At 62.5% G+C, this 22319-nt stretch carries 23 protein-coding genes and 1 tRNA gene; 14 read left to right on the forward strand and 10 right to left on the reverse strand.

Annotation, left to right across the window (positions count from 1 at the left end; genetic code table 11):
- Window positions 1-42 precede the first annotated feature (42 nt).
- The 3 genes from ASG25_RS08015 to ASG25_RS08025 all read right to left on the reverse strand — a co-directional run bounded on the left by ASG25_RS08015 (window position 43) and on the right by ASG25_RS08025 (window position 2696).
- On the reverse strand, window positions 43-1035 hold the full coding sequence (locus ASG25_RS08015; RefSeq protein WP_062471607.1) for a BMP family ABC transporter substrate-binding protein: 993 nt from the start codon (window positions 1033-1035) through the stop codon (window positions 43-45).
- 471 nt (window positions 1036-1506) lie between these two features.
- Window positions 1507-2163, reverse strand: a complete 657-nt coding sequence (gene msrA / locus ASG25_RS08020; protein WP_062471611.1) for a peptide-methionine (S)-S-oxide reductase MsrA — start codon at window positions 2161-2163, stop codon at window positions 1507-1509.
- A 221-nt stretch (window positions 2164-2384) separates the two neighbouring features.
- Window positions 2385-2696: a hypothetical protein gene (locus tag ASG25_RS08025; RefSeq protein ID WP_062471614.1), complete on the reverse strand. Its 312-nt coding sequence runs from the start codon at window positions 2694-2696 to the stop codon at window positions 2385-2387.
- Between the two features lie 430 nt (window positions 2697-3126).
- Between ASG25_RS08025 and ASG25_RS08030 the strand changes: the two genes are divergently transcribed.
- Together ASG25_RS08030 and ASG25_RS08035 are read left to right on the forward strand one after the other, a co-directional pair.
- A tRNA-Ser gene (locus tag ASG25_RS08030) sits at window positions 3127-3216 on the forward strand.
- Window positions 3217-3352: 136 nt separating this feature from the next.
- Window positions 3353-3583: a hypothetical protein gene (locus ASG25_RS08035; protein WP_062471617.1), complete on the forward strand. Its 231-nt coding sequence runs from the start codon at window positions 3353-3355 to the stop codon at window positions 3581-3583.
- Window positions 3584-3702: 119 nt separating this feature from the next.
- Here the strand turns inward: ASG25_RS08035 and ASG25_RS08040 are convergent, their stop codons facing one another.
- A complete protein-coding gene (locus tag ASG25_RS08040) occupies window positions 3703-4260 on the reverse strand; it encodes an NUDIX hydrolase (protein ID WP_062471621.1) in 558 nt (185 codons plus the stop codon).
- Window positions 4261-4351: 91 nt separating this feature from the next.
- Here ASG25_RS08040 and ASG25_RS08045 point away from each other — a divergent pair, with 91 nt between their 5' ends.
- Together ASG25_RS08045 and ASG25_RS08050 are read left to right on the forward strand one after the other, a co-directional pair.
- Complete coding sequence (locus ASG25_RS08045) at window positions 4352-4996, forward strand: DUF47 domain-containing protein (RefSeq protein ID WP_062471624.1); 645 nt, start codon at window positions 4352-4354, stop codon at window positions 4994-4996.
- Window positions 4996-6000 carry an inorganic phosphate transporter gene (locus ASG25_RS08050; RefSeq protein ID WP_062471627.1) on the forward strand — a complete coding sequence of 335 codons (1005 nt, stop codon included), beginning with the start codon at window positions 4996-4998 and terminating at the stop codon, window positions 5998-6000. The genes ASG25_RS08045 and ASG25_RS08050 overlap by 1 nt, the downstream gene beginning before the upstream one ends.
- Window positions 6001-6063: 63 nt before the next feature.
- Here the strand turns inward: ASG25_RS08050 and ASG25_RS08055 are convergent, their stop codons facing one another.
- A complete protein-coding gene (locus ASG25_RS08055; RefSeq protein ID WP_062472442.1) occupies window positions 6064-6999 on the reverse strand; it encodes a diguanylate cyclase in 936 nt (311 codons plus the stop codon).
- Window positions 7000-7266: 267 nt separating this feature from the next.
- Here ASG25_RS08055 and ASG25_RS08060 point away from each other — a divergent pair, with 267 nt between their 5' ends.
- Together ASG25_RS08060 and ASG25_RS08065 are read left to right on the forward strand one after the other, a co-directional pair.
- Window positions 7267-7509 carry a hypothetical protein gene (locus ASG25_RS08060; RefSeq protein WP_062471630.1) on the forward strand — a complete coding sequence of 81 codons (243 nt, stop codon included), beginning with the start codon at window positions 7267-7269 and terminating at the stop codon, window positions 7507-7509.
- Between the two features lie 174 nt (window positions 7510-7683).
- Window positions 7684-8367 carry a Crp/Fnr family transcriptional regulator gene (locus tag ASG25_RS08065; protein ID WP_062471633.1) on the forward strand — a complete coding sequence of 228 codons (684 nt, stop codon included), beginning with the start codon at window positions 7684-7686 and terminating at the stop codon, window positions 8365-8367.
- 19 nt (window positions 8368-8386) lie between these two features.
- On the opposite strand, the gene ASG25_RS08070 is transcribed toward ASG25_RS08065, so the two are convergent.
- Entirely contained in the window at window positions 8387-9178 is a 792-nt protein-coding gene (locus ASG25_RS08070) for an EAL domain-containing protein (protein WP_062471635.1), read from the reverse strand.
- Between the two features lie 196 nt (window positions 9179-9374).
- On the opposite strand from ASG25_RS08070, the gene ASG25_RS23125 reads away from it, so the two are divergent.
- Window positions 9375-9533 (forward strand): hypothetical protein, encoded by a 159-nt coding sequence (locus ASG25_RS23125; RefSeq protein ID WP_164490734.1) that lies wholly within the window; start codon window positions 9375-9377, stop codon window positions 9531-9533.
- 12 nt (window positions 9534-9545) lie between these two features.
- Here ASG25_RS23125 and rhaI read toward each other — a convergent pair whose 3' ends face one another.
- A complete protein-coding gene (rhaI, locus tag ASG25_RS08075) occupies window positions 9546-10838 on the reverse strand; it encodes an L-rhamnose catabolism isomerase (protein ID WP_062471638.1) in 1293 nt (430 codons plus the stop codon).
- Window positions 10839-10870: 32 nt separating this feature from the next.
- Window positions 10871-12970 carry a bifunctional rhamnulose-1-phosphate aldolase/short-chain dehydrogenase gene (locus ASG25_RS08080; RefSeq protein WP_062471641.1) on the reverse strand — a complete coding sequence of 700 codons (2100 nt, stop codon included), beginning with the start codon at window positions 12968-12970 and terminating at the stop codon, window positions 10871-10873.
- Window positions 12971-13172: 202 nt separating this feature from the next.
- Between ASG25_RS08080 and ASG25_RS08085 the strand changes: the two genes are divergently transcribed.
- The 7 genes from ASG25_RS08085 to ASG25_RS08115 all read left to right on the forward strand — a co-directional run bounded on the left by ASG25_RS08085 (window position 13173) and on the right by ASG25_RS08115 (window position 20485).
- Complete coding sequence (locus ASG25_RS08085) at window positions 13173-13985, forward strand: DeoR/GlpR family DNA-binding transcription regulator (RefSeq protein WP_062471644.1); 813 nt, start codon at window positions 13173-13175, stop codon at window positions 13983-13985.
- Between the two features lie 37 nt (window positions 13986-14022).
- Window positions 14023-15018, forward strand: coding sequence for a rhamnose ABC transporter substrate-binding protein (rhaS, locus tag ASG25_RS08090; protein ID WP_062471647.1), 996 nt, complete (start codon window positions 14023-14025; stop codon window positions 15016-15018).
- Window positions 15019-15119: 101 nt separating this feature from the next.
- The gene (locus ASG25_RS08095) at window positions 15120-16664 is read left to right on the forward strand and encodes a sugar ABC transporter ATP-binding protein (protein WP_062471650.1); all 1545 of its coding nucleotides are present in this window, start codon (window positions 15120-15122) and stop codon (window positions 16662-16664) included.
- Complete coding sequence (locus ASG25_RS08100; RefSeq protein ID WP_062471653.1) at window positions 16661-17674, forward strand: ABC transporter permease; 1014 nt, start codon at window positions 16661-16663, stop codon at window positions 17672-17674. Before ASG25_RS08095 ends, ASG25_RS08100 begins: the two co-directional genes overlap by 4 nt.
- On the forward strand, window positions 17671-18699 hold the full coding sequence (locus ASG25_RS08105) for an ABC transporter permease (protein ID WP_062471656.1): 1029 nt from the start codon (window positions 17671-17673) through the stop codon (window positions 18697-18699). The genes ASG25_RS08100 and ASG25_RS08105 overlap by 4 nt, the downstream gene beginning before the upstream one ends.
- Window positions 18699-19040: an L-rhamnose mutarotase gene (gene rhaM, locus ASG25_RS08110; RefSeq protein ID WP_062471659.1), complete on the forward strand. Its 342-nt coding sequence runs from the start codon at window positions 18699-18701 to the stop codon at window positions 19038-19040. Before ASG25_RS08105 ends, rhaM begins: the two co-directional genes overlap by 1 nt.
- Window positions 19037-20485, forward strand: coding sequence for an FGGY-family carbohydrate kinase (locus ASG25_RS08115; RefSeq protein ID WP_082479972.1), 1449 nt, complete (start codon window positions 19037-19039; stop codon window positions 20483-20485). Before rhaM ends, ASG25_RS08115 begins: the two co-directional genes overlap by 4 nt.
- 67 nt (window positions 20486-20552) lie before the next feature.
- Here the strand turns inward: ASG25_RS08115 and ASG25_RS22620 are convergent, their stop codons facing one another.
- Together ASG25_RS22620 and ASG25_RS22625 are read right to left on the reverse strand one after the other, a co-directional pair.
- Window positions 20553-21173, reverse strand: coding sequence for a LysE family translocator (locus tag ASG25_RS22620; RefSeq protein WP_062472444.1), 621 nt, complete (start codon window positions 21171-21173; stop codon window positions 20553-20555).
- A gap of 60 nt (window positions 21174-21233) precedes the next feature.
- Window positions 21234-22139 carry an N-acetylmuramic acid 6-phosphate etherase gene (locus ASG25_RS22625; protein ID WP_062471662.1) on the reverse strand — a complete coding sequence of 302 codons (906 nt, stop codon included), beginning with the start codon at window positions 22137-22139 and terminating at the stop codon, window positions 21234-21236.
- Between the last annotated feature and the right edge of the window lie 180 nt (window positions 22140-22319).

Raw genomic sequence — 22319 nt, forward strand, 5'->3', positions numbered from 1 at the left:
GCCGGCCACGAGGCCGCCAGCGCTCTCAAGTCCCGCAAGCCCTCAATAAGCGCAGGATTCATCCGTCATATAGTCGTGGACCTCGACCGTCCCGGCGATGATATCGGCCTTCGCCTTTTCGACAGCTGCCTGCATCTCCGGCGTGATCAGCGCCTTGTTGTTATCGTCGACGGCATAACCGACGCCGTCTTCCTTCAAGCCGAGATTGGAGATACCGGTCTTGAACGTATCGTTCTTGGCGCTCATGAAGCTGTCGTAGACGGCAACGTCGACACGCTTCAGCATGGAGGTCAGAACCTTGCCGGGCTGCATGCCGTTCTGGTTCGAATCGACGCCGATACCGAGCTTGCCCGCGTCTGCGGCTGCCTGGAGCACGCCGACACCGGTACCGCCGGCAGCGTGGTAGACAACATCCGAGCCCTGGTCGAACTGCGACTTAGCAATTTCGCCGCCCTTGACCGGATCGTTCCAGGCTTCCGGCGTGGTGCCGGTGTAGGCTTCGAGAACCTTGACGTCAGAGCCCGTGGACTTGGCACCGCCGATATAGCCGCAGGCGAACTTGTGGATCAGCGGAATATCCATGCCGCCGATGAAGGACACGGTCTTCGACTTCGACGCCAGTCCTGCGAGAACGCCAACGAGATAGGAGCCTTCCTGCTCCTTGAAGACGACCGACTTGACGTTCGGCTTGTCGACAACCATGTCGATGATGGCGAATTTGGTGTCCGGATATTCGGCGGATACCTTTTCGAGAGCGGCGGCCCAGGAAAAGCCAGCCATGACAATCGGATTGTTGCCGTCACCGGCGAAGCGGCGAAGTGCCTGCTCGCGCTGCGCATCGTTGGCGATTTCGAACTCGCGATAGGCAATGCCGGTTTCGGCCTTGAACTTCTCGGCGCCGTTGAAGGCGGATTCGTTGAAGGACTTATCGAACTTGCCGCCGAGGTCGTAGATGACCGCAGGCTTGATGTCAGCGGCCAGCGCCGTGGCCGACATCATCGAAAAGGCAAAGAGACCGAGGAGGGTTTTCTTCATTGTGCAGCCCTGTTTGTTACCATGTGTTTTCTGGGTCCTCCCGCACGCTTCTCTTGTGTCGGAAGCATGTCTGCGGAACCGGCCGCGCGGATGAGCGGGCTTGGTTGAGATGTATCCTTGCATGGGCCTTTGGAAAATACACCCGAAATTTTTCAACTGGTAAAAAATAGACCGACGCTCGTCGACCCGGTTTGAGGCTGGATCGTGGACCGTGGGGACGCCCGTGAGAGGCCGCTGCGCCGTTGCCCAGCGACCTCCGAATTCGATCAAATTGCAGTCCTGAAGGGGTTTTCGAGCCTCACCGTTGCGGTGCGTTGCAAGGATCTCACCGTCGTGTTTCCTGCAACACAGCCTTCGATTGGAAGGCAGGAGGTGCCAGCCTGAGATCACGGGCCTAAGAGCATGGGCCTGAGATCACGGGCCTCAAGTTCGGCGGCCTCGCGTTCGGCTCCCCCTGCATTCCGGTCGCGACTACAAGGCGGGCACCGGGCAGGTCACGCCGGTTCCCCGCAGACCGCAATAGCCGTTCGGGTTCTTGGCGAGATACTGCTGGTGTTCGGGCTCTGCAAAGTAGAAGGTATCGGCCATCGCGATTTCGGTGGTGATCGCCTCCCGGTGGCCAGCCTTCTTCAGCTGCGCCTGGTACGCATCGCGTGCGGTCTTTGCCTCGGCAAGCTGCGCCTCGTCTCGAACATAGATAGCGGACCGGTAGGTCGTGCCGACATCGTTGCCCTGACGCATGCCCTGTGTCGGGTCATGCTCTTCAAAGAAGACCTTCAGGATCTCGCCGAAAGAGACCACCTTGGGGTCGTAGACGACCAGAACGACTTCCGTATGCCCCGTCAGCCCGGTCGTCGTCTCTTGATAGGTCGGGTTTTTGGTAAAGCCGCCGGAATAGCCCACGGCGGTCACATAGACGCCCGGGAGCTGCCACATCAGGCGCTCGGCGCCCCAGAAGCAGCCCATACCGAGAAAGACGGTTTTCATTCCTTCAGGATAAGGACCTTTCAAAGGCTGCCCGTTCACGGCGTGGTGCGTCGCGGTGGGCAAGGGCGTTTCGCGCCCCGGAAGCGCGTTGTGAGGCTCGGGCATGGTGGTCTTCTTGCTGAAAAGTTCGGTCAGAAACATGGTGCTCGTCTCCATTCAGAGGGATCGTTCAATCATTCAAGAATCACGTCATGGGCAGAAACGGGGTTCCTGCCCAGCATAGGCGTCGTCCGGGCGTTCCGGCAGACGACTCATGTTCGTTTCGGCGCCGGTGTCCGTCGCCGTCCTGCTCGCCTTGCGCTGCGCTGCATGTCCGTCCACGCCGGATCGCAGGGTCTGCATGAGGACGGTGGCAAACCGTCTCAGGCCAGTCGGCGCTTGCGCGCCCGGCGATAGCCGCCCATCCACAACACCAACGACAGCCCCAGGAAGACCGCGAAGGCCGGCTGTTGCAGGCACCAACGCAGGACGGGCTGAAACACGGCAAGGCTGCCGTCCGGTCGCTCCAGAGCCTCCACCACCTCCAGCCAGTAGGGGCTGATCGAGGCGACCGCGATCCCGAGCGGCGTCATGACCACCGCGGTTTCCGCAACGGAGCGGATGGCATCCACCGTTCCCGCAACGATCGCGGCGATCAGTGCGAGACAACTGGCGAGCCTGAAGAGAATTGCCATGACCTTTACCGCCTGCCTGCTTGCCGTCCAGATCCTGATACGCGCCAGATCCTAAATGCAAAGCCGCTCAGGTTCCCGCACCAACTGCATACCGGGATCCGTCCTGCCCGACGAAGCCTGAACGCGCTCCGGCGCGGCATTTCCGCCGTTCGGCGACGCATCCTTGCATAAAGATAGGTTGCCGCCGCCGGAGCGCAATGGCAATCCGACCCCGGGCACCGCTCCGCGCATGGAGATGTGGTCGACGGAGACCGTGCAGCCTGTCGGAAAAATCTGTCAGATTTCGGTTGATCGCCGTGAGATCCTCGGTATATATCGCGCCGTTCGCAGGATTTCCCGGTATGGGTTTTGGCGAACCGTTGCACACGGTCGCGATCGCTCGCCATCCGCGCAACACGCTCATCGCACAAACCGGCGGTGACGATGTCAAGGACAGGTGGCCGAGTGGTTTAAGGCGCACGCCTGGAACGCGTGTGTACGTGAAAGCGTACCGAGGGTTCGAATCCCTCCCTGTCCGCCATCCTTCTGCTTCTCTTCCGCTGAAATCCCGATCGCTGTCGATCTTAATGGCGGCATGCCATGTATCGGCAGTCTGCAGTATGGCGATTTGCCAAATCGTGTTATCGGACCGCTTTTTGAAGCAAGGGACAGAGCGTGTGAGCGAACAGACCGTAGCCGAGGTAACCGAGAAGATTTATGCATCGCTCCAGGCGGGGAATGCAGAGATCGACGAGCATATTGCAAGCCTCAAGGCGGCGCTTGCCCGGGAAGGCGCAACGGAGGCGGTGTTCGATCCTGCCAAGCTCGCACAGAACAACCGCTCGGGCCGCAAGACGATGCAGGCCTATTTCCGGCAACGCGGCGTCCGGGTGAGCTTCTCTGGCTGAGGACGACCGGAGAGGCGACGAGGACGCAAGGATGCGTTTTGCCTCTCCAGCGCCGGCCAGCATGACGGAAAGGCATGGCCGGCAAGGATGACCGGCGAGCAGGACCGGCAAGGCGCGCCTCAGGCGCTCTTGCGCCCGCCCGGGCGCGCCGGTTCCGCTTGGCGCGGCCCCTGCGGCTTGAACTCCACCAGGATCGATTTCAGCTCGATCTCGCGCACGCGGCGGGCCGCCTCGTCAGGCGACACCCAGGCAAGCACGCGTTCGCCACGCTCCTTGAAATCATCGCTGACGCTTTTGACCTCGATTTGGAAGAGGTCGACGATGCAGGGCGCCACATCGCCATCGTCGAGCCATTTCAAATAGGTGTAGCGGCCAACCGGTTTCTTGCGTGTACGACCGCGAACACCCGCTTCCTGCCAAGCCTCGATCGCGGCTGCGCGATAGGGCTTCTTCTTTTTCATCGGCCAGCCCTTGGGAATGACCCAGCGCCGGCTCTCCCGGGTCGTGATCACGAGAATCTCGATCTCGTCGCCACGCCCGATATAGCGGAAACACACGGCACCATATTGCTGACGAAAGGCGCCTTGGAACAGCTTCGCCGGCATGGTCGCCAGTTGCTGCAACAGATGACCGGCCTGGTTCGTCTGCTTCTTCGTAACCTTTTTCAAAAGTTTCATGCCGTCAAATCGACGCTCTGCGTTGCTAGAAGGTGCCGATACCATTTATGACAGTTTTGTGACACTGACATAATGGTGCAGGCCGACTGACATGATGAGCATATTCCGAAAGCTGATGCCCCGCGAAGACAAGTTCTTCGATCTGTTCGCCGAACATTCGCGCCTGGTGGTAGAGGCGGCCGGCGCTCTCGGCGACCTGCTCAATGGAATCGAGCTCGAACAGAACTGCGCGCGGATCGTGGCCCTCGAGGACCGCGCGGATGCCATCACGCGCGACGTGCTTCTGGCCGTGCGCCGCAGCTTTATCACCCCGTTCGATCGCAGCGACATCCAGGATCTGATCCAGTCGATGGATGATGCCATCGACATGATGCACAAAACGGTGAAAACCATCCGGCTGTTCGAACAGACGGAATTCGACCCCGTGATGCGGGAAATGGGCGGCGAGATCATCAAGGCCGCAAACCTCATTGCCCAGGCCATCCCCCTGCTCGACAAGGTCGGCGCCAACGCACAGCGACTGAGCGTGATCGCCGAGGATGTCACGCGGGTCGAAGGCCGATCCGACGAGCTGCATGAACTCGGTCTCAAGGATCTGTTCCGCCGTCATGGAACGGCCGGCAATGCGATGGCCTATATGATCGGCGCCGAGATTTATGGCGAGCTGGAGAAGGTGGTCGACCGGTTCGAGGACGTTGCCGACGAGATCAGCGGCATCGTGATCGAGAACGTCTGATGGACGCTTCGCTGGCTTTTCCGCTGCTGGTCGGCCTGATCGCGATCGCCCTGTTCTTCGATTTCCTGAACGGGCTTCACGATGCCGCCAACTCCATTGCGACCATCGTTTCGACGCGCGTGCTGCGCCCGCAATATGCCGTTCTCTGGGCCGCGTTCTTCAATTTCATCGCCTTCCTGTTCTTCGGCCTGCATGTCGCGGAAACGCTCGGCACCGGCATTATCGATCCCGCGATCGTCTCGCCGCTCGTCATCTTCGCCGCGCTGATGGGCGCCATTGTGTGGAACATCATCACCTGGATCTTCGGTATTCCTTCGAGCTCCTCGCATGCGCTGGTCGGCGGGCTGGTCGGTGCGGGCCTGAGCAAGGTCGGCTTCTCGTCGATCGTGTGGAGCGGACTCGGCAAGACGGTGGGCGCCATCTTCCTGTCACCGGCCATCGGCTTCTTCCTGGCGCTGGTGCTGGTTCTCGCCGTGTCCTGGACCTTCGTGCGCCACACGCCCTTCGCCGTGGACCGCACCTTTCGCGTCATGCAGTTCATCTCGGCCTCGCTTTATTCGCTCGGTCACGGCGGTAACGATGCGCAGAAGACGATGGGCATCATCGCCGTGCTGCTGTTCAGTCAGGGCTATCTCGGATCGAACTTCTACGTGCCGTTCTGGGTCGTCATCACCTGCCAGTCGGCCATGGCGCTCGGCACCCTGCTCGGCGGCTGGCGCATCGTTCACACCATGGGCTCGAAGATCACGCGGCTGAACCCGATGCAGGGTTTCTGCGCGGAAACGGGCGGCGCACTGACGCTGTTCGGCGCGACCTGGCTCGGCATTCCCGTCTCGACCACCCACACCATCACGGGCGCGATCATCGGCGTGGGCGCCGCCCGCCGCGTTTCGGCCGTTCGCTGGGGGCTTGCAGGCAACATCGTCATCGCCTGGATCGTCACCATGCCAGCGGCAGCCCTGATTGCGGCGGCATTCTACGGACTGGGTCTGCTCTTCTCATAGAACCGGGAACGGTCGGTCGTGAGATCGACATCCGCAAGAAGCCGCACGGCGCTGGTCAAACCCTCATCCGGTCGCCCGGGGCCCATCCACATCGATGCCGATCTGGTCGCGACCCCGCATCTTTGCGGCATAGAGCGCCAGATCGGCACGCCGGTAAAGATCGGCCGGGTCGTCGCCTGCCCGTGCACTGGCAAGTCCGGCCGAGAACGTATAGCGAAAGCTCGCCTGCTCACGCACCGGGCGGGATTGGCGCACCTCGCCCAACATGCGGGAGAGAATTGCCTCGGCGTCCCACGTCGTCGTATTCGGCAGAACCAGGACGAACTCCTCGCCTCCGACGCGGCCGAGAACGTCCGTCTTGCGCACGAGACGCTGGATCGTCTCGGCAAAATGCTTCAGTACGGCGTCGCCGATGCTGTGACCAAACCGGTCGTTGATATATTTGAAATTGTCGATGTCGAGAACGGCGATGCACCCCACCGACGCTATATTCCCTGTCGGAGCCGCGGACGGGGCCGGTGTCGTCTTCACGAGAGCCTCGAGCTTCGACATTACGAAACGGCGGCTGGCAATGCCGGTGAGGTCATCGGTTTGGGACACCTTGATTGCCATGTCGCGCGCCTGACGCAGTTCGCGCTCGTCCGGCCGCAACGACGTGATGTCGGATGCAACACACAGCATCCAGCCGTCGGCATGCATGGTCTCCGTCATCCATAGCCAGCGACCGTCGTGAAGATCGGTCTCGAAGGCGCGAAAGCCGGTTTTCCCGCGGCGTCCGAGAACGGAGCGAAGCCAGGCCTCGAAATCATCTGCCGCAATGACGGTGCCGCGACGGCCGGCGAAGTTCCGCCGCATGAGATCGGACCATAACGGACGCTCGTCATCGGCTATATGCCAGGCGGCGCAAAAGGCAGCGTTTGCAAAGCGCAGCCGATCATCCTGATCATAGACAGCAACCATGACATCGGTGCTGTCCATGAGTTGCGCCAGATGCAGCATGGCTTCATTTTCGACCAAGGCTTGCGCTCCTCACCGAGGGGTGAACATCCTGATTACAGCGCGCATATGAACAAAGGATCAAGCACGATCTGGAAATCCGGGCGAAGATCAGGCACCGAAACAAGGGGGGTGTTGGGCAGGCCACGGGCATGGAAATGCCGTGTTCACGCTTCGGTCAACCGTGCGCTTTGCTGGAACTTTCGACCACATCCCCGGTTGCGGGGGCATCGGCGAGAGGCCGTTGCAGAACCGGGAGCCCGCGTGCGCATGCCAAGATATTACTTTCAGATCGTGGAGCGGAATGCCGTGCTGGACGATCTTGATGGTGCAGAGGTTGCCTCGCTGGACGATGCGCGGCGAGAAGCAGAGCGCGCGATCCGGGAGATCGCTGCAGAGCACCTGAAGATCGAACGCAAACTCGAGTTGACATCGATCCAGATCCGCGACGAGGCCGGGGACATCGTCGCATCGGTTACCTATGACGAGGCGATGGACGATATTTTGCCATGAGCAAGGGAACCGGAGCGGGGCAAAAAGATTGTTCCCGCCGAAACGCGCGCCTCCCGCAACCTCCGTACGGTCGCTGACCAATCGCTGCGTGCGTTTGCAGATCGGCACGCACTCTTGGTAATGCCACTCTCAATGCGCTGACTTTGCTTGTTTTTCGGAGACGTTAACATCTACATGAAGAATGGCCTTCTTGCTTCCCTGTCTTCGCCCGATCTCGATATCATGCTCGAGCAACTCGAGCAGGTCGATCTGGCGCATGGTCAGGTCCTCTACGAGCCTTTCGAAAAGATCTCCCACGCCTACTTCTTTCTCGGCGGTCTGTCCTCCGAGGTAATCCGGGATTCCAGCGGCCAACGGGTGGAAATCGGCTGCATTGGCCGGGAGGGGCTATCGGGCCTGCCACTTCTGCTCGGCATCGCCGAGGCGCCGCACCAGGCTTTCATGCAGATCGGAGGGCCAGCCCTGCGTGTCAGTGCAGAAGGGCTGGGCCGCGTGCTCAAGGAGCATCCTTCCATCCGCAGCGCGCTGATGAAATTCGTACATACCTTCATGATGCAAGTCGCCTCAACGGCGCTTGCCGATGCGCGCTACACCATCAACGAACGGCTGGCGCGCTGGATCCTGATGGCCCATGATCGCGCCGGCGACGATGATCTGTCCCTCACCCATGATTTTCTCGCACTGATGCTCGGCGTGCGTCGCCCGAGCGTGACGACGGCGCTGCATATCCTGGAAGGCGACAATCTGATTCGATCCAGCCGCGGCACCGTCACCGTGCGCGACCGCCAGGGCCTGGAACGGCTCGCCGGAGGCTCCTACGGCTTTGCAGAGGCCGAGTACAAGCGCGTCATCGGTTGATGACGCGCGAGGTTCTGGATCAATGCGCGGTCCGCATCTGGGCGAACGCCGGCTGCCCGAGCGTCATCGATCCCGGCGCAGGCTGGGCAAGTGCCTCGAAGCTCGGGCGCGCGAAGAAATAGCCCTGCATCAACCGCACGCCGAGTTCTTCCAGCACGCGCGCCTCGCCTTCCGTCTCGATGCCCTCGCAGAGGGGCGTAACGCCGAGATCGTGCAGCATGGCCACGGTGTGGCGGACGATGGTCTGGCGCGCCTTGTCGGTGTCGATATTGCGGATAAGGTCCATATCGAGCTTGGCAATATCCGGCTGAAACTTGGCCAGCAGCGCCAGGCCGGCGTGCCCTGCGCCGAAATCGTCGATCGCCGTGCGAAAGCCCATCTGGCGATAGGTGTTCAGGATGTTGAGAAGATGCGCCGTGTCCAGGATCTCGCCTTCCGTGAATTCGAAGATGATGTTCTTCGGTGAGAACTTGGTTCGGGCGGCGGCGGCCAGCGTCAGTCGAATGCAGGCGCGCGGCTCGTAGACGGCATTGGGCAGGAAGTTGATCGACAGGCCGACGTCGCTTTGCGCGCCGAAGAGGCGTGAAGCAAGTTCGATGGCCTTGACCCGGCACTGCTGGTCGAAGGCATAACGGTTCTCGGTATCGACGGCCGAAAGGACGGTGCCGGCGCCCTCGCCCGCGATACCGCGGACCAGCGCTTCATGCGCGAAAGTGGTCTTGGTCGCGACATCGACGATCGGCTGAAACGCCATGGAAAATGGTATGTGGAATTCGGCGCCGTCGCGACATCCCTGGCAGGTTGATGACATTGATCTTTCCCAACTTTGACGACCAGATAAGACGCGATGGATGTGAACGTCGTCTTAAAGCGCACAACCCAAACGCGGGGATCCGGTCGTCCGTACGCTTCCAGACCGAGGGTGTCGGCCTGTGATCGGGGGATTCGGAAGGGAACTCTCGCCTCTCCTGCGGGTTGAGGATCCGGAAGCGATAAAGGAAAATGCAATGGGAGAACGTCGGGCCCCGGCCTTTCGAAGAATGACGACCTTCGTCATCACGCTGCTGCTTGCCGGCGCGGTGCTCGCCGGCGTTTATCTGTTCGTGTCGAGCCCCGGCGAAGTCCGGGACCAGCCGCCTGCCGGCGCTGGCCAACAGGCGCCCTGACCGGTCGTCCGATCAGACGATGCCGCCGCCGCCGGCCCGCGCCGCCGGCCGTTCGGCGCCGATCCTCTGGCGGTATCCACTCGCGCGGTAGGCGGCAATCGGATTGATCGCCCCGCCGTCGCGGCGTCGCGCTTCTGCAAGGATCGCTTCCACATCCGTACGGAAGGCGCGCTTCAGCGTGTCGGATGCCATCAGGGCATCGTTTTCATCCTGATATCCATCCAGTGCCGCGCGATCGACGAGGAGGGCCTGCGCATAGGCGCGACGGATCTCGTTGGCGCTGGACATCAGGCTCTCGATCGGATCGGTGACATTGTGCGACTGGTCGATCATGTGGGACGGGTTGAAGTCCCGGATCCCGTGATGTTCTGCATCAACGAGTTCGTTGAAGACCAGGAAGAGGCGATAGGGATCGACCGAGCCCGCATCGAGGTCATCGTCGCCGTATTTCGAATCGTTGAAGTGGAAGCCGCCGAGCTTCCCGAACTGGGTGAGCCGGGCGACGATCATTTCAATGTTGACGTTCGGGGCATGGTGGCCGAGATCGACCAGGCACTGGGCTTTCGGGCCGAGTGTCGAGGCGATGAGATAGCTCGTGCCCCAATCCTGGACGACCGTGGAATAGAACGCCGGCTCGTACATCTTGTGCTCGGAGAACAGGCGCCAGTCCTCCGGCAGAGCCGCGTAGATATCACCCATCGAAGCGAGATATCGCTCAAAGCTGCGGGTGAAGTGGCTCTGGCCCGGAAAATTCGAGCCGTCGCCGACCCAAACCGTCAGCGCCTTCGAGCCGATGGCACGGCCGATCTCGATGCATTCGAGATTGTGCTCGACCGCCTGCGTGCGGGTTCCCGCATCGGCATGGCTGAGCGAGCCGAACTTGTAGGACAGCGCCTGCCCTTCCGCATCCGAGAACGTGTTGGAGTTCATGGCATCGAAATGCAGCCCGTAGGCTTTCGCAGCCGCCTGCAATTCGGCCGGGTCGGCTTTGTCCCAGGGAATATGCAGGGACACGCCGGGCGTCGCGCGCGTCAGCTGATGGATGACGGCGCAATCGGCCAGCTTGTCGAAGATGCCGCGGGGCTCGCCGATCCCCGGGAAGCGGGCGAATCGCGTGCCTCCGGTTCCCACCCCCCAGGAAGGGACGGCGACGTGGAAGCGCGACACCTTCTCCGTCACGCTTTCGATGTCGATGCCCCGACGCGACAAATGTTCGCCGAGCGCCTGATAATCGGCAGCCTGCGCCGCGGCATGGCGTTCGTTATGCGCAGCGACCAGGTCGAGCGCGATACGGTGATCCGTCATGATGGTCTCCTCCCTCACGTATCCTGACAACCCTAGCGCGGAAAGCTCTGCGCGTTGCCGCCATCGACATTGATGATGTTGCCGGTCGATTTGGCCGACAGGTCGGAGGCAAGGAAGTAGATGGCTTCGGCCACATCGTCCGGCAGGATATTGACCTTGAGCATGGATCGCTTGCGGTAATGTTCCTCGAGATCACTGACCTCGATCTTGGAGGAGGCCGCGCGTTGCTCGCGCCATTCGCCATCCCAGATCTTGGATCCGCGCAGGACCGCATCGGGATTGACCGTGTTCACGCGGATGCCGCCTTCGGCGCCTTCGAGCGCAAGGCATCGCGCGAGATGGATTTCGGCAGCCTTCGCCGTGCAATAGGCCGACGCGTTGGGCGACGAAGCGAGACCGTTCTTGGAGGCGACGAAGACAACGTTGCCGCCCAGCTTCTGGCGACGGAACAGGCGGAAGGCCTCGCGCGAGACGAGGAAGTAGCCGGTCGCCAGAATGTCGATATTGCGGTTCCACATGGCGAGATCGGTCTCCTCGACGGGCGCGGAGGACGCAATGCCGGCATTGGAGACAAGGATATCGAGGCCGCCGAATTCGACGAGACCCTTTGCGAAGGCTTCCGCCACCTGGGTCTCGTCGGTCACGTCGAGCTTGACGCTCCGCACCGCATCGGCGCCATAGCGTTTGGCGAAGTCCGCCTGGGCACCATCGAGCGCCGCCTGGTCGATATCGGCCAGCACCACGCAGGCCCCTTCCGCGATCAGGCGGGTGGCCGTGGCGCGACCGATGCCGCCAGCACCGCCGGTGACGAAGGCGACGCGGCCAGCCAGGCTCTTCGGCTTGGGCATCCGCTGGAGCTTGGCCTCCTCGAGCAGCCAGTATTCGATATCGAAGGCTTCCTGTTCCGGCAGCCCTTGATATTCCGACACGGTGGACGCGCCGCGCATGACATTGATCGCATTGACATAGAATTCGGCAGCAATGCGGGCTGTCGCCTTGTCGCGAGCAAAGGAAAGCATTCCAACACCCGGGATGAGGAAGATCACCGGGTTCGGATCGCGCATGTTCGGCGAATTTTCGTGCCGGCAGGTCTCGTAGTAACGGGCATAATCGGCCCGGTACGCGTCAAGCGCTGCATCGAGCCCATCCACCACCGCATCGATGCCCTGTTCGGCATCGGGATGGAAATCCAGGATCAAGGGGCGGATCTTGGTGCGCAGGAAATGATCGGGGCAGGAGGTGCCAAGGGCGCCGAGACGCCGAAGATCGGCGGAATTGACGAACTCCAGCACGGCAGGCTGATCGTCGAAATGACCGAGCTTCCGTTCCTCCCGGCCGATGCGGCCGCGGATTTCGGGCATCAGCCGCGCGGCGATGGCGCGGCGTCGACCTTCGTCGAGGCTTGACGCGACCGCGCCGCCAAAGATGGTCTTGCCCTCCGTCTTCGTTGCGAACCAGTCGATCGCCCGGTTGATGATGTCGAGCGTCAGCTCGTAGCAAGCCTTGGCATCGTCGGCCCAGGTGAAGAGCCCATGGCTTTCGAGCACCACGCCCTTGGCATGGGGGTTGGCGGCCACGAAGGCGGCAAGATCAAGTCCGAGCTGGAAGCCCGGACGGCGCCAGGGCAGCCAGCCGATCTCGTCGCCGAAAACCTCCTTCGTCAGCTCGCGCGAATTCCTGGAGGCCGCGATCGCGATGATCGCGTCGGGATGCATGTGGTCGACATGGGTGAAGGGCACGAACCCGTGCAGCGGCGTGTCGATGGACGCGGCGCGCGGGTTGAGCGCGAAGGTGCAATGCGGAAGAAAGCCGACCATGCGGTCTTCGTCCGCCACACCGGCATAGAGGCCTTTCAGTGCTTCCAGTTTGTCGAGATAGAGCGTTGCGAATCCGTCGAGCTTGATCGTACCGACGTCGCCGCCGGAGCCTTTCACCCAGAGAACGCGGACAGGCTCGCCCGTCAGCGGATCGGCTTCGATCACTTTGGCCGACGTGTTGCCACCGCCGTAATTGGTGATTCGTTTGTCGGCGCCTAGCAGATTCGAGCGATAAAGAAGCTTGCCTGGCTCGTCGAGACCCTCGGCAACGGCATCATCCCAGCGGCTTTGAAGACGGTGGCTCTGTTCCGACATGTCATCCTCCCATGTTATCGCGGCTCCCATGCGGTGAACGCAGGTCGACCTCGTGTTGACGACGGTATCGCGCAGTCACGCCGGTCGTGTCAATCATCTTCAATCATAAATGTTCATTGTGCATCGCAATATTTAATTTCTTGATCGTTATTGATTGACACGCTGTGCGGAATTCGCATAACTCGTTTTCGAGGAGATCGTCATGCACGAACGCGAACGCCATCGCATCATCATGAGCGCCGTCCAGGAAAAACCTGTGGTGACGGTGCAGGATATCGCGGAACTGACGGATGCGTCGGAGGCGACGATCCGTCGTGACATCGCATCCTTGCATGTCCAGGGAAAGCTGCGTCGGGTCCGTGGCGGTGCCGAAGCCGTGCATCCTCCGCAGATCGGGCATCTCGCAGCCCGCCCCTTTAAAGTATCAGAATCGATCAACTCCGATAAAAAGCGCGCAATTGCCCGCATGGCCGTCGATCTCTGTGAGGAGGGTGATGCCGTCATCATCAATGGAGGCACGACGACCTTCCAGATGGTGCATTTCATGGCGGCGCGGCGCCTGCAGGTGATGACCAACTCGTTCGCGATCGCCGAACATCTCGTCAAACACTCGAAATGCACCGTAACGGTGCCCGGCGGCACGATCTATCGCGACCAGAGCCTGATCCTGTCGCCGTTCGAAAACGACGCTATCCGGAATTTCTCGGCGCGCCGCATGTTCGTCGGCGCGCAAGGCGCCAGCGCACTTGGCATCATGGAGTCTGATGCCCTTGTCATCCAGAGCGAGCAGCGCCTGATGCGGCAGGCAGACGAGCTCGTTGTCATGATCGATTCAGGCAAGTTCGCGCGGCGATCGAGCCTCATTCTTTGCCCGCTCGAAAACGTTTCCACCATCATTACCGACAGCGCCGTGTCTGAGGAGGCCGTGCGCATGGTGGAGGCCGCGGGTGTCAAGCTCGTCACGGTTCCCGTGGCGGCGTCGGATACGAAGGATCACACCGCATCGGTCGCATGAGCGGCCGGGCACTTTTCGTCAACTGGGAGGAGACAGCATGAAACTCGCACAAAAGCTTGCCATCGGGGTGGTGTTCGCCATGGCCGCCTTCGGCTCTGCCGCACAGGCCGCCGAGGTCAAGATCGGCCTCGTCGTCAAATCGCTCGGCAACGGCTTCTTCGAGGCCGCCAACAAGGGCGCGCAGGAAGCCGCCAAGGAACTCGGCGATGTCGAGATCATCTATACCGGGCCAACCAGCACGACGGCCGAAGGCCAGATCGAGGTGATCAACGCGCTGATCGCCCAAGGCGTCAACGCCATCGCCATCTCCGCAAACGACCCCGATGCCGTCGTCCCGGCGCTGAAAAAGGCGGCACAGCGCGGCATCAAGGTCATTTCGTGGGATTCCGGGGTTGCTCCCGAGGGCCGCATCCTGCAGCTGAACCCGTCTTCCAACGCGCTGATCGGCAAGATGTGCCTGCAGCTCGCCAAGGATCACCTCGATGGCGGCAAGGGTGACTTCGCCGTCCTGTCGGCCACGACGACGTCCACGAACCAGAATATCTGGATCGAGGAAATGAAGAAGCAGCTGAAGGACTTCCCTGGGCTCAACCTGGTCACCACCGTCTACGGCGACGACCTTTCGGACAAGAGCTATCGTGAAGCGCAAGGCTTGATGACCTCCAATCCGAACGTCAGGGTCATCGTCGCCCCGACCACGGTCGGCGTGCTTGCGGCATCGCAGGCCGTCAAGGATGCAGGCAAGATCGGCCAGGTCTACGTAACCGGTCTCGGCCTTCCCTCCGAAATGGCAGGCGCCATCAAGTCCGGCGCGACGAAGGAATTCGCGATCTGGAACCCCATCGACCTCGGCTATTCCGCGGCCCAGATCGCCTATCGCCTCGTCAAGGGCGAGACGGACGGCGCGCCGGGCTCGGAGATCGAAGCGGGCCGCATGGGCAAGATCAAGGTCGGCGAGAACGGCGAGGCCGCCATGGCCGATCCCTTCGTCTACAATGCCGGCAACATCGACCAGTTCTCGAAAGTGTTCTGAGCAAAGCCGTCTGGCCCGCTCAGGTGCCGGAATGACGCGACCAGGCAATCCGGCGGCGCCCAAGGGCGCCGTCGGTCCTCTCTTTCCGACCGGACATGGACATGATGGCCCTACAACACCCCGTCGCCGAGGAACGCGCCCCCCCGCCTGCCGTTCTGGAAATGCGCGGCATTTCGCAGATCTTCCCGGGCGTCAAGGCGCTCGACGGCGTTGATATCGCGCTTTATCCGGGAACGGTAACCGCCCTGATCGGCGAAAACGGCGCCGGCAAATCGACGCTCGTGAAAATCCTGACCGGCATCTACCGCCCGACCGAGGGCGAGATCCGCATCGATGGCTCGCCCGTGACCTTCGCCGACGCGCAGGCCGCCATCGACGCCGGCGTAACCGCCATTCACCAGGAAACCGTGCTCTTCGACGAGCTGACGGTGGCCGAAAACATCTTTCTCGGACACGCCCCGCGCACGCGGATCGGGACCATCGACTGGACGACCATGAACCGACGGGCACGCGATCTTCTGCGCTCGCTCGAAAGCACGATCGAGCCGACGATCCGGCTGAAGGACCTGTCGATCGCGCAGCGCCATCTGGTCGCGATCTCGCGCGCGCTGTCGATCGAGGCGCGCATCGTCATCATGGACGAGCCGACGGCCGCTCTGTCCCGCAAGGAGATCGACGATCTCTTCCGGATCGTGCGCGACCTGAAGCGCCAGGGCAAGGCCATCCTCTTCATCAGCCATAAGTTCGACGAGGTCTACGAGATCGCCGAGAACTACGTGGTTTTTCGCGACGGCAAGGCCGTGGGACAGGGTGTTCTCGCATCGACCGCACAGGACGACATCGTCCGTCTGATGGTCGGCCGCACGGTGGCCGACGCATTTCCGAAGCTTGCGGTCGCCCCCGGCGCACCGGTGCTTGAGGTCTCCGGCTACTGCCATCCGACCGAATTCCGCGATATCTCCTTCACGCTGCATCGTGGTGAGATACTGGGCGTCTACGGGCTTATCGGTGCCGGGCGCTCCGAGCTCTGCCAGGCGCTGTTCGGCATTACCGCTCCGACCAGCGGCACCGTGCAGATCGAAGGGCGCCCGGTCACGATTCGCTCGCCCCGCGATGCGATCCGTGCCGGCATCGTCTACGTGCCCGAGGAGCGCGGCCGTCACGGATTGGCGCTGCCCATGCCGATCTTCCAGAACATGACACTCCCATCGCTCGGTCGCACATCCCGCGTGGGCTTCCTGCGGCTGGCCGACGAGTTTTCTCTTGCGCGCAAATATGCCGAGCGGCTGGACCTGCGCGCCGCAGCACTCTCCGTGCCCGTCGGCACGCTGTCGGGCGGCAACCAGCAAAAGGTGGTCATCGGCAAGTGGCTCGCGACGCAGCCCAAGGTGATCATTCTCGATGAACCGACCAAAGGCATCGACATTGGCTCGAAGGCAGCCGTTCACGCCTTTATCAGCGAGCTTGCCGCCGAAGGTCTGTCGATCGTGATGATCTCGTCGGAACTGCCGGAGATCCTCGGAATGTCGGACCGGGTCATGGTGATGAAGGAAGGCCTGCTGGCCGGTATTCATCCGCGTGCGGGGCTGACGCCGGAAACATTGGTGCGCGCGGCCACCGGCAATACGGTGAGGATGACGGCATGACCTTCCTGAAGAAACGCGAAACCCTGCTCTTTCTCATCATCGCCCTCATGGTGATCGCCTTTTCCACGCGCGCGCCCGGTTTCGGCGCGCCACGCAATCTCGGCGTCATTTTCAACGACACGGCAATCCTGATCATTCTGGCACTCGCGCAGATGACGGTGATCCTGACGAAGTCGATCGATCTTTCGGTTGCCGCCAATCTCGCCTTCAGCGGAATGGCCGTGGCGATGCTGAACGCTGCTGTGCCCGGCCTGCCGCTCGTCCTTCTGATCCTGCTTGCCATCGGCATCGGGGCGGCGCTCGGCGCGATCAACGGCTTTCTCGTCTGGCGGCTCGAAATGCCGCCGATCGTCGTCACGCTGGGCACGCTGACCATCTACCGCGGCATGGCCTTCGTTCTCTCGGGTGGTGCCTGGGTCAACGCGCACCAGATGACGCCGGAGTTTCTGAATGTCCCGCGTCTTGCCATCGCCGGGCTCCCGGTGCTCTCCTGGGTCGCGGTGCTCGTCGTCGTGCTGGTCTATCTGATGGCCCGCTACACGCCCTTCGGCCGCTCAGCCTATGCGGCGGGCGGCAACCCCGTGGCCGCGGTCTATGCCGGGATCGATGTCGGCTACACCCGGTTCCTTGCCTTTACGCTTTCGGGGGCGCTGGCCGGCCTCAGCGGCTATCTCTGGGTCTCGCGCTATGCGGTCGCCTATGTCGATATCGCCATTGGCTTCGAACTCGACAGCGTCGCAGCCTGCGTCATCGGCGGCATCTCGATCGCGGGCGGTGTCGGTACCGTCATCGGCACCGTGCTCGGCGCCCTGTTTCTCGGCGTCATCAAGAACGCCCTCCCGGTCATCGGCATCTCGCCCTTCACGCAGATGGCGATCTCAGGCTCCGTGATCATTCTTGCCGTCGTGTTCAATGCCCGGCACGAGCGTCGTCGTGGACGGATCATTCTGCGGAACCGGGCGGCGGAAGACGGCAGCTCCAATACGATCACCAAGGAGGTCCTGGCATGAGCGCGATCCCGTCGACAACGCCCCAGCCCGAGCCGTCGCAGCCGGCCCGACGGGCCATCCCCGATCGGCTCGGGACGCCGCTTCGCCGGCTGCTGGCCAGCTGGGAAGTGCTGCTTCTCGGAGTGGCCGTTGCCATCTTCGCGTTCAACTCGTTGGCGTCACCCTATTTCCTCGACGCCTGGAACCTCTCGGACGCGACCTTCAACTTTACCGAAAAGGCGATGATCGCCTTTGCCATGGCGCTGCTCGTGATCGCCGGCGAGATCGATCTCTCGGTCGCCGCCATCATCGCGCTTGCCTCCACTGCCATGGGCGCAGCGGCGCAAGCGGGTGTCGGCGCGGCGGGGCTGGTGGCCATCGGTATCGGCGTCGGCTTGGCGTGCGGCGTCATCAACGGTGCGCTCGTGTCGGGCATGAAGCTGCCCTCCATCGTCGTGACGATCGGTACGATGAGCCTTTTCCGGGGCCTCTCCTATATCGTCCTCGGCGACAAGGCCTATGGCGGCTATCCCGCCGATTTCGCCTTCTTCGGGCAGGGTTACGTCGTCTGGGTGTTCTCGTTCGAGTTTGTGCTGTTCCTTGTGCTGGCAGGCCTCTTCGCCGTGCTTCTGCACGCGACCAACTTCGGGCGGCAGGTCCAGGTGATCGGCAACAACGAATTCGCTGCCCGCTTTTCCGGCATCCCGGTGGAGCGGATCAAGTTCATCCTCTTTCTGCTCACCGGATTGATGAGTGGCATTGCCGCTGTCTGCCTTACCTCGCGCCTCGGCTCGACCCGGCCCTCGATCGCGCAAGGCTGGGAGCTGGAGGTCGTCACCATGGTGGTGCTCGGCGGCGTCTCCATTCTTGGCGGCTCCGGCACGATCGGCGGCGTCGTCATTGCGGCCTTCGTCATGGGTCTTGTCACATTCGGGCTAGGGCTTCTCAACGTGCCCGGGATCGTTATGTCGATCTTCATCGGCCTGCTTCTCATTATCACCATCGCGCTGCCGATCCTGGCGCGCCGCATCAAGGCGAGATCCTGATGATCCCCGACAGCACCTGGGAACGCCACGCCTTCGTCATGAAGCTCCATGCGGGCCAGGAGGCGGAATACCGCCGCCGCCACGACGCGATCTGGCCCGAACTCAGCGCTCTTCTCGCGCAGGCCGGGGTTCGGGACTACTCGATCTTTCTCGACCCGGAAACCCTGACGCTCTTCGGCGTGCTCGCGCGGCCGCGTGACCATCAGATGGCTGCGCTGCCCGAACACCCCGTGATGAAACGCTGGTGGGCGCACATGGCCGACATCATGGAAACCCATCCCGACAATGCACCCGTGACCCGCGATCTGCTGCCCGTCTTCCACATGCCGGGGCAGCCATGAACCACCTGACCGATCGGGCACCGGGCCGGGTCGCCGTCTTCGACGTCGGCAAGACCAATGCAAAGCTCGTCGTCTACGACACCGCCAGCGGTCGCGAACTCGTGTCCCACCGGATGGCAAACCGCGTGATCGGCGAAGGACCTTATCCGCATTATGATACGGACGCGCTTTGGGATTTTCTCGTCGCATCGCTGAAGGCCGTCGCGCAGACGCCGGGCTTCGACGCGATCTCGGTCACGACCCACGGCGCAGCTGCGGCGCTTCTGGACGCGCATGGCGCGCTGGCGCTGCCCGTGCTCGACTATGAGCATGATTATCCCCCGGATGTTAAGGCCGCCTACGACCGCATCCGGCCGGCCTTTGCAGAGACGTTTTCGCCAAGACTGGCGATGGGGCTCAACCTCGGTGCCCAGCTGCATTATCAGAAGACCACGTTTCCCGCAGACTTCGCTCGCGTCCGCACCATCGTCACCTATGCGCAATACTGGTCCGGCCGACTGAGCGGCCACTTCGCAACCGAGGTGACGTCCCTCGGGTGCCACACCGATCTCTGGAACCCGGCTCTCGGCGGGTTCTCGACCTTGGTGGAAACCCTCGACCTTGCAGGCCTCATGGCACCCGCACAGTCTGCCTTCGACGTGCTGGGGCCGCTGTTGCCGCAGCTTGCCCTGGCCATTGGCGCGGGTACGAAACGGGACATCCCTGTCCATTGCGGCATTCACGACAGCAACGCCTCGCTGCTGCCGCATCTCATCGTGCGCAAAGCCCCATTCTCCGTCGTTTCCACGGGGACCTGGGTCGTCGCCTTCGGCGTCGGCGGCGATCTCGGGCGGCTCGATCCCGCGCGGGACACGCTTGCCAATGTCGACGCCTTCGGCCGCGCGGTGCCCTCCGCGCGGTTCATGGGCGGGCGGGAATACGAGATGCTGATGGCCGGAAAGGAAACGGTGCAGGCCGGCCCCGAAGACCCATCGTTGCTGCGAACGGTGATCGCGCGCGGCATGATGCTCCTGCCTTCGGTTGTGACAGGCTGCGGCCCCTTCCCGTCGATGACGGCAGCCTGGATCGCGGCGGAAGGGGCATCGGATGACGAGCGCCACGCAGCCGTCTGCGTCTATCTCGCGCTGATGACGCAGGAAAGCCTGCAGCTCCTGGGCGCTGGCGGATCGATCCTCGTTGAGGGACCGTTCGCGCAGAACAGCCGTTACCTTGCTGCTCTTTCCGCCTTTTCCGGCCGACGGGTGCTTGCGCTCGAGGGATCGACGGGAACGAGCCTGGGTGCTGCCCTGCTTGCAGGACAGACCCCACGTCCGTCCGCCGCCGCGCCTGCGCCTGCTTCAGATCCTGACGAAACGGAACAGCCTGCGCGCGACAGCCTGCTCGGCACGCGGGATGAGATCGACACCTATCAGAGGCTCTGGCGCGAGCGGATCGCAGCGCGTTGAGATCGACACGATGCTTGCGCAGGCGTCGACGGACAGGTGCGCATCCGTTGCCGCCGCAAAGCGGCGTTCAGGCCGTTCGCAACGCGATATAGGCGGCCGTCGCACCCAGCATGCTCGCCGCCCCCCGATTGAGGATCATCAGCGCCTTCGGTCGGCGCAGGAACTGGCGCGCCCGCGAGGCGAGCACGATGTAGGGGATCAGCACCGACAGCAGAATCACGAAGGTGGTCAGCACAAGAAGGATGTAGTCGCGCGGACCGATGGCGGCGAGATCGATCAGTGTCGGCACCAGCGCGACGTAGAAGAGCATTGTTTTCGGATTGCCGAGCGTAACCAGAAGCCCTGAGAGGAACGCAAGGCCCGGGGACGTGCGGACCCGGTTCTCCTGCAGATCCTGCGCCATCAAACCCGACGTCCAGAGCTTCCAGGCGATAAAGCCGAGATAAAGGGCGCCGATGACCTTGATGACGAGGAAGGCGGTGGTGAAGGTCTGCGCAACATAGGCAAGACCGAGCACGACACCCGTAAGGTAGACGAGGTCTCCCAGCACGAGACCGAGGCCCATGAAAAACGTATCGCGAAAGCCGGAGCCGAGCGCGCGCGCAACGATCGCCGTCATGCCGGGCCCGGGGATGGCAGCGGCAATGAAAAGGGCGGCGGCATAGGCAAGAAGGCTGGCGAGGGTCACGAACGGCACCTTTCGCTGATCGAAATGAGAGATCGCTGCTGTGTTTGGAGCCGTTCGACGCTAGCTCGTTTCGCCGTGTTCGCCAAGAGCCAGCGCACGGCGCAAGCTCTGTCCCACCCGGTCAAGCCGCGCCTGTGCTGCCCCACGGTCCGCCACGCCCGACGCCAGAAGAACGGCGATCTTGACGGAGCCGCCGGCGGCTTCCAGACGGCGCTCGGCTTCGACGAGATCGACACCGGCGATCTCCGCCACCATACGGGCGGCGCGCTGACGCAACTTCGCGTTGTCGGGCCGCAGATTGACCATGTGACCGTCATGGACATGGCCGAGCCCGATACCGACGAGCGTGGAGATCATGTTGAGCGCGATCTTCTGCGCCGTTCCCGCGCCCATGCGCGTCGACCCGGAAACCACTTCGGGTGGCGTTGCCAGGAGCACGGCGACATCGGCGCTCTCGAAAAGGGGTGCACCGGCGTTGTTGGCGATGGCAACGACGCTGGCGCCGCGCGCGTGCGCCGCTTCCGCGCAACCGAGCGCGTAGGGCGTCGTGCCGCTGGCGGAAACGATCACGATGCAATCTCCCGGGCCGACCCCCGCCTGCTCGGTATCGTACGCGCCAAGGGCCCGATCATCCTCGTAGCCGCCTGCGAGATCGGCGAGGCTGGCCGCACCGCCCGCCAGGAGGACGACGACGGATTGCTGCGCAAGACCATAGGTGCCGGGCAGTTCGAGCGCATCGACCATGGCCATCAGGCCGGAACTGCCGGCCCCGGCATAGACGAGGCGGCCCCCGCTTCGCAGCGCCTCTGTCGCAAGAGAGGCGGCCCGTGCCAGCGGCTCGAAAGCGGCATCGACCGCCCGCGCGGCGGCCTGCTGCCCCTCTGCCAGGAGCTTCAGGATCGCGAAAGAATCCCGTGTATCGAGATCCCGCGCTTGCCCGTGCCTCTCTTCCGTCCTGTCCGCCATATGAACCTCTCGCCTTACAGTCCAAATGAATACCAATACGCGCGAGATAATCAAGGATCTGGCTGACGGTGAAGATTCTAGAGCCCGCATCTCACGTCTATCTAGCTGCTTTCATATCGGAAACTTCATCCTCCGAATTTTATTGAATTTCGCCTTGGTAAATGGTCCTTTTTTGGTATT

Origin of the sequence: Rhizobium sp. Leaf384 (assembly GCF_001424065.1) — a bacterium.
Classification (GTDB): Bacteria; Pseudomonadota; Alphaproteobacteria; order Rhizobiales; family Rhizobiaceae; genus Ferranicluibacter.

Bases quoted from the DNA above. Each gene is read 5' to 3' on its own strand.
- ASG25_RS08015 (WP_062471607.1), bottom strand. From the start codon at position 1,035: ATGAAGAAAACCCTCCTCGGTCTCTTTGCCTTTTCGATGATGTCGGCC.
- msrA (WP_062471611.1), bottom strand. From the start codon at position 2,163: ATGTTTCTGACCGAACTTTTCAGCAAGAAGACCACCATGCCCGAGCCT.
- ASG25_RS08025 (WP_062471614.1), bottom strand. From the start codon at position 2,696: ATGGCAATTCTCTTCAGGCTCGCCAGTTGTCTCGCACTGATCGCCGCG.
- ASG25_RS08040 (WP_062471621.1), bottom strand. From the start codon at position 4,260: ATGAAACTTTTGAAAAAGGTTACGAAGAAGCAGACGAACCAGGCCGGT.
- ASG25_RS08045 (WP_062471624.1), top strand. From the start codon at position 4,352: ATGATGAGCATATTCCGAAAGCTGATGCCCCGCGAAGACAAGTTCTTC.
- ASG25_RS08050 (WP_062471627.1), top strand. From the start codon at position 4,996: ATGGACGCTTCGCTGGCTTTTCCGCTGCTGGTCGGCCTGATCGCGATC.
- ASG25_RS08055 (WP_062472442.1), bottom strand. From the start codon at position 6,999: ATGCTGCATCTGGCGCAACTCATGGACAGCACCGATGTCATGGTTGCT.
- ASG25_RS08060 (WP_062471630.1), top strand. From the start codon at position 7,267: ATGCCAAGATATTACTTTCAGATCGTGGAGCGGAATGCCGTGCTGGAC.
- ASG25_RS08065 (WP_062471633.1), top strand. From the start codon at position 7,684: ATGAAGAATGGCCTTCTTGCTTCCCTGTCTTCGCCCGATCTCGATATC.
- ASG25_RS08070 (WP_062471635.1), bottom strand. From the start codon at position 9,178: ATGTCATCAACCTGCCAGGGATGTCGCGACGGCGCCGAATTCCACATA.
- ASG25_RS23125 (WP_164490734.1), top strand. From the start codon at position 9,375: ATGGGAGAACGTCGGGCCCCGGCCTTTCGAAGAATGACGACCTTCGTC.
- rhaI (WP_062471638.1), bottom strand. From the start codon at position 10,838: ATGACGGATCACCGTATCGCGCTCGACCTGGTCGCTGCGCATAACGAA.
- ASG25_RS08080 (WP_062471641.1), bottom strand. From the start codon at position 12,970: ATGTCGGAACAGAGCCACCGTCTTCAAAGCCGCTGGGATGATGCCGTT.
- ASG25_RS08085 (WP_062471644.1), top strand. From the start codon at position 13,173: ATGCACGAACGCGAACGCCATCGCATCATCATGAGCGCCGTCCAGGAA.
- rhaS (WP_062471647.1), top strand. From the start codon at position 14,023: ATGAAACTCGCACAAAAGCTTGCCATCGGGGTGGTGTTCGCCATGGCC.
- ASG25_RS08095 (WP_062471650.1), top strand. From the start codon at position 15,120: ATGATGGCCCTACAACACCCCGTCGCCGAGGAACGCGCCCCCCCGCCT.
- ASG25_RS08100 (WP_062471653.1), top strand. From the start codon at position 16,661: ATGACCTTCCTGAAGAAACGCGAAACCCTGCTCTTTCTCATCATCGCC.
- ASG25_RS08105 (WP_062471656.1), top strand. From the start codon at position 17,671: ATGAGCGCGATCCCGTCGACAACGCCCCAGCCCGAGCCGTCGCAGCCG.
- rhaM (WP_062471659.1), top strand. From the start codon at position 18,699: ATGATCCCCGACAGCACCTGGGAACGCCACGCCTTCGTCATGAAGCTC.
- ASG25_RS08115 (WP_082479972.1), top strand. From the start codon at position 19,037: ATGAACCACCTGACCGATCGGGCACCGGGCCGGGTCGCCGTCTTCGAC.
- ASG25_RS22625 (WP_062471662.1), bottom strand. From the start codon at position 22,139: ATGGCGGACAGGACGGAAGAGAGGCACGGGCAAGCGCGGGATCTCGAT.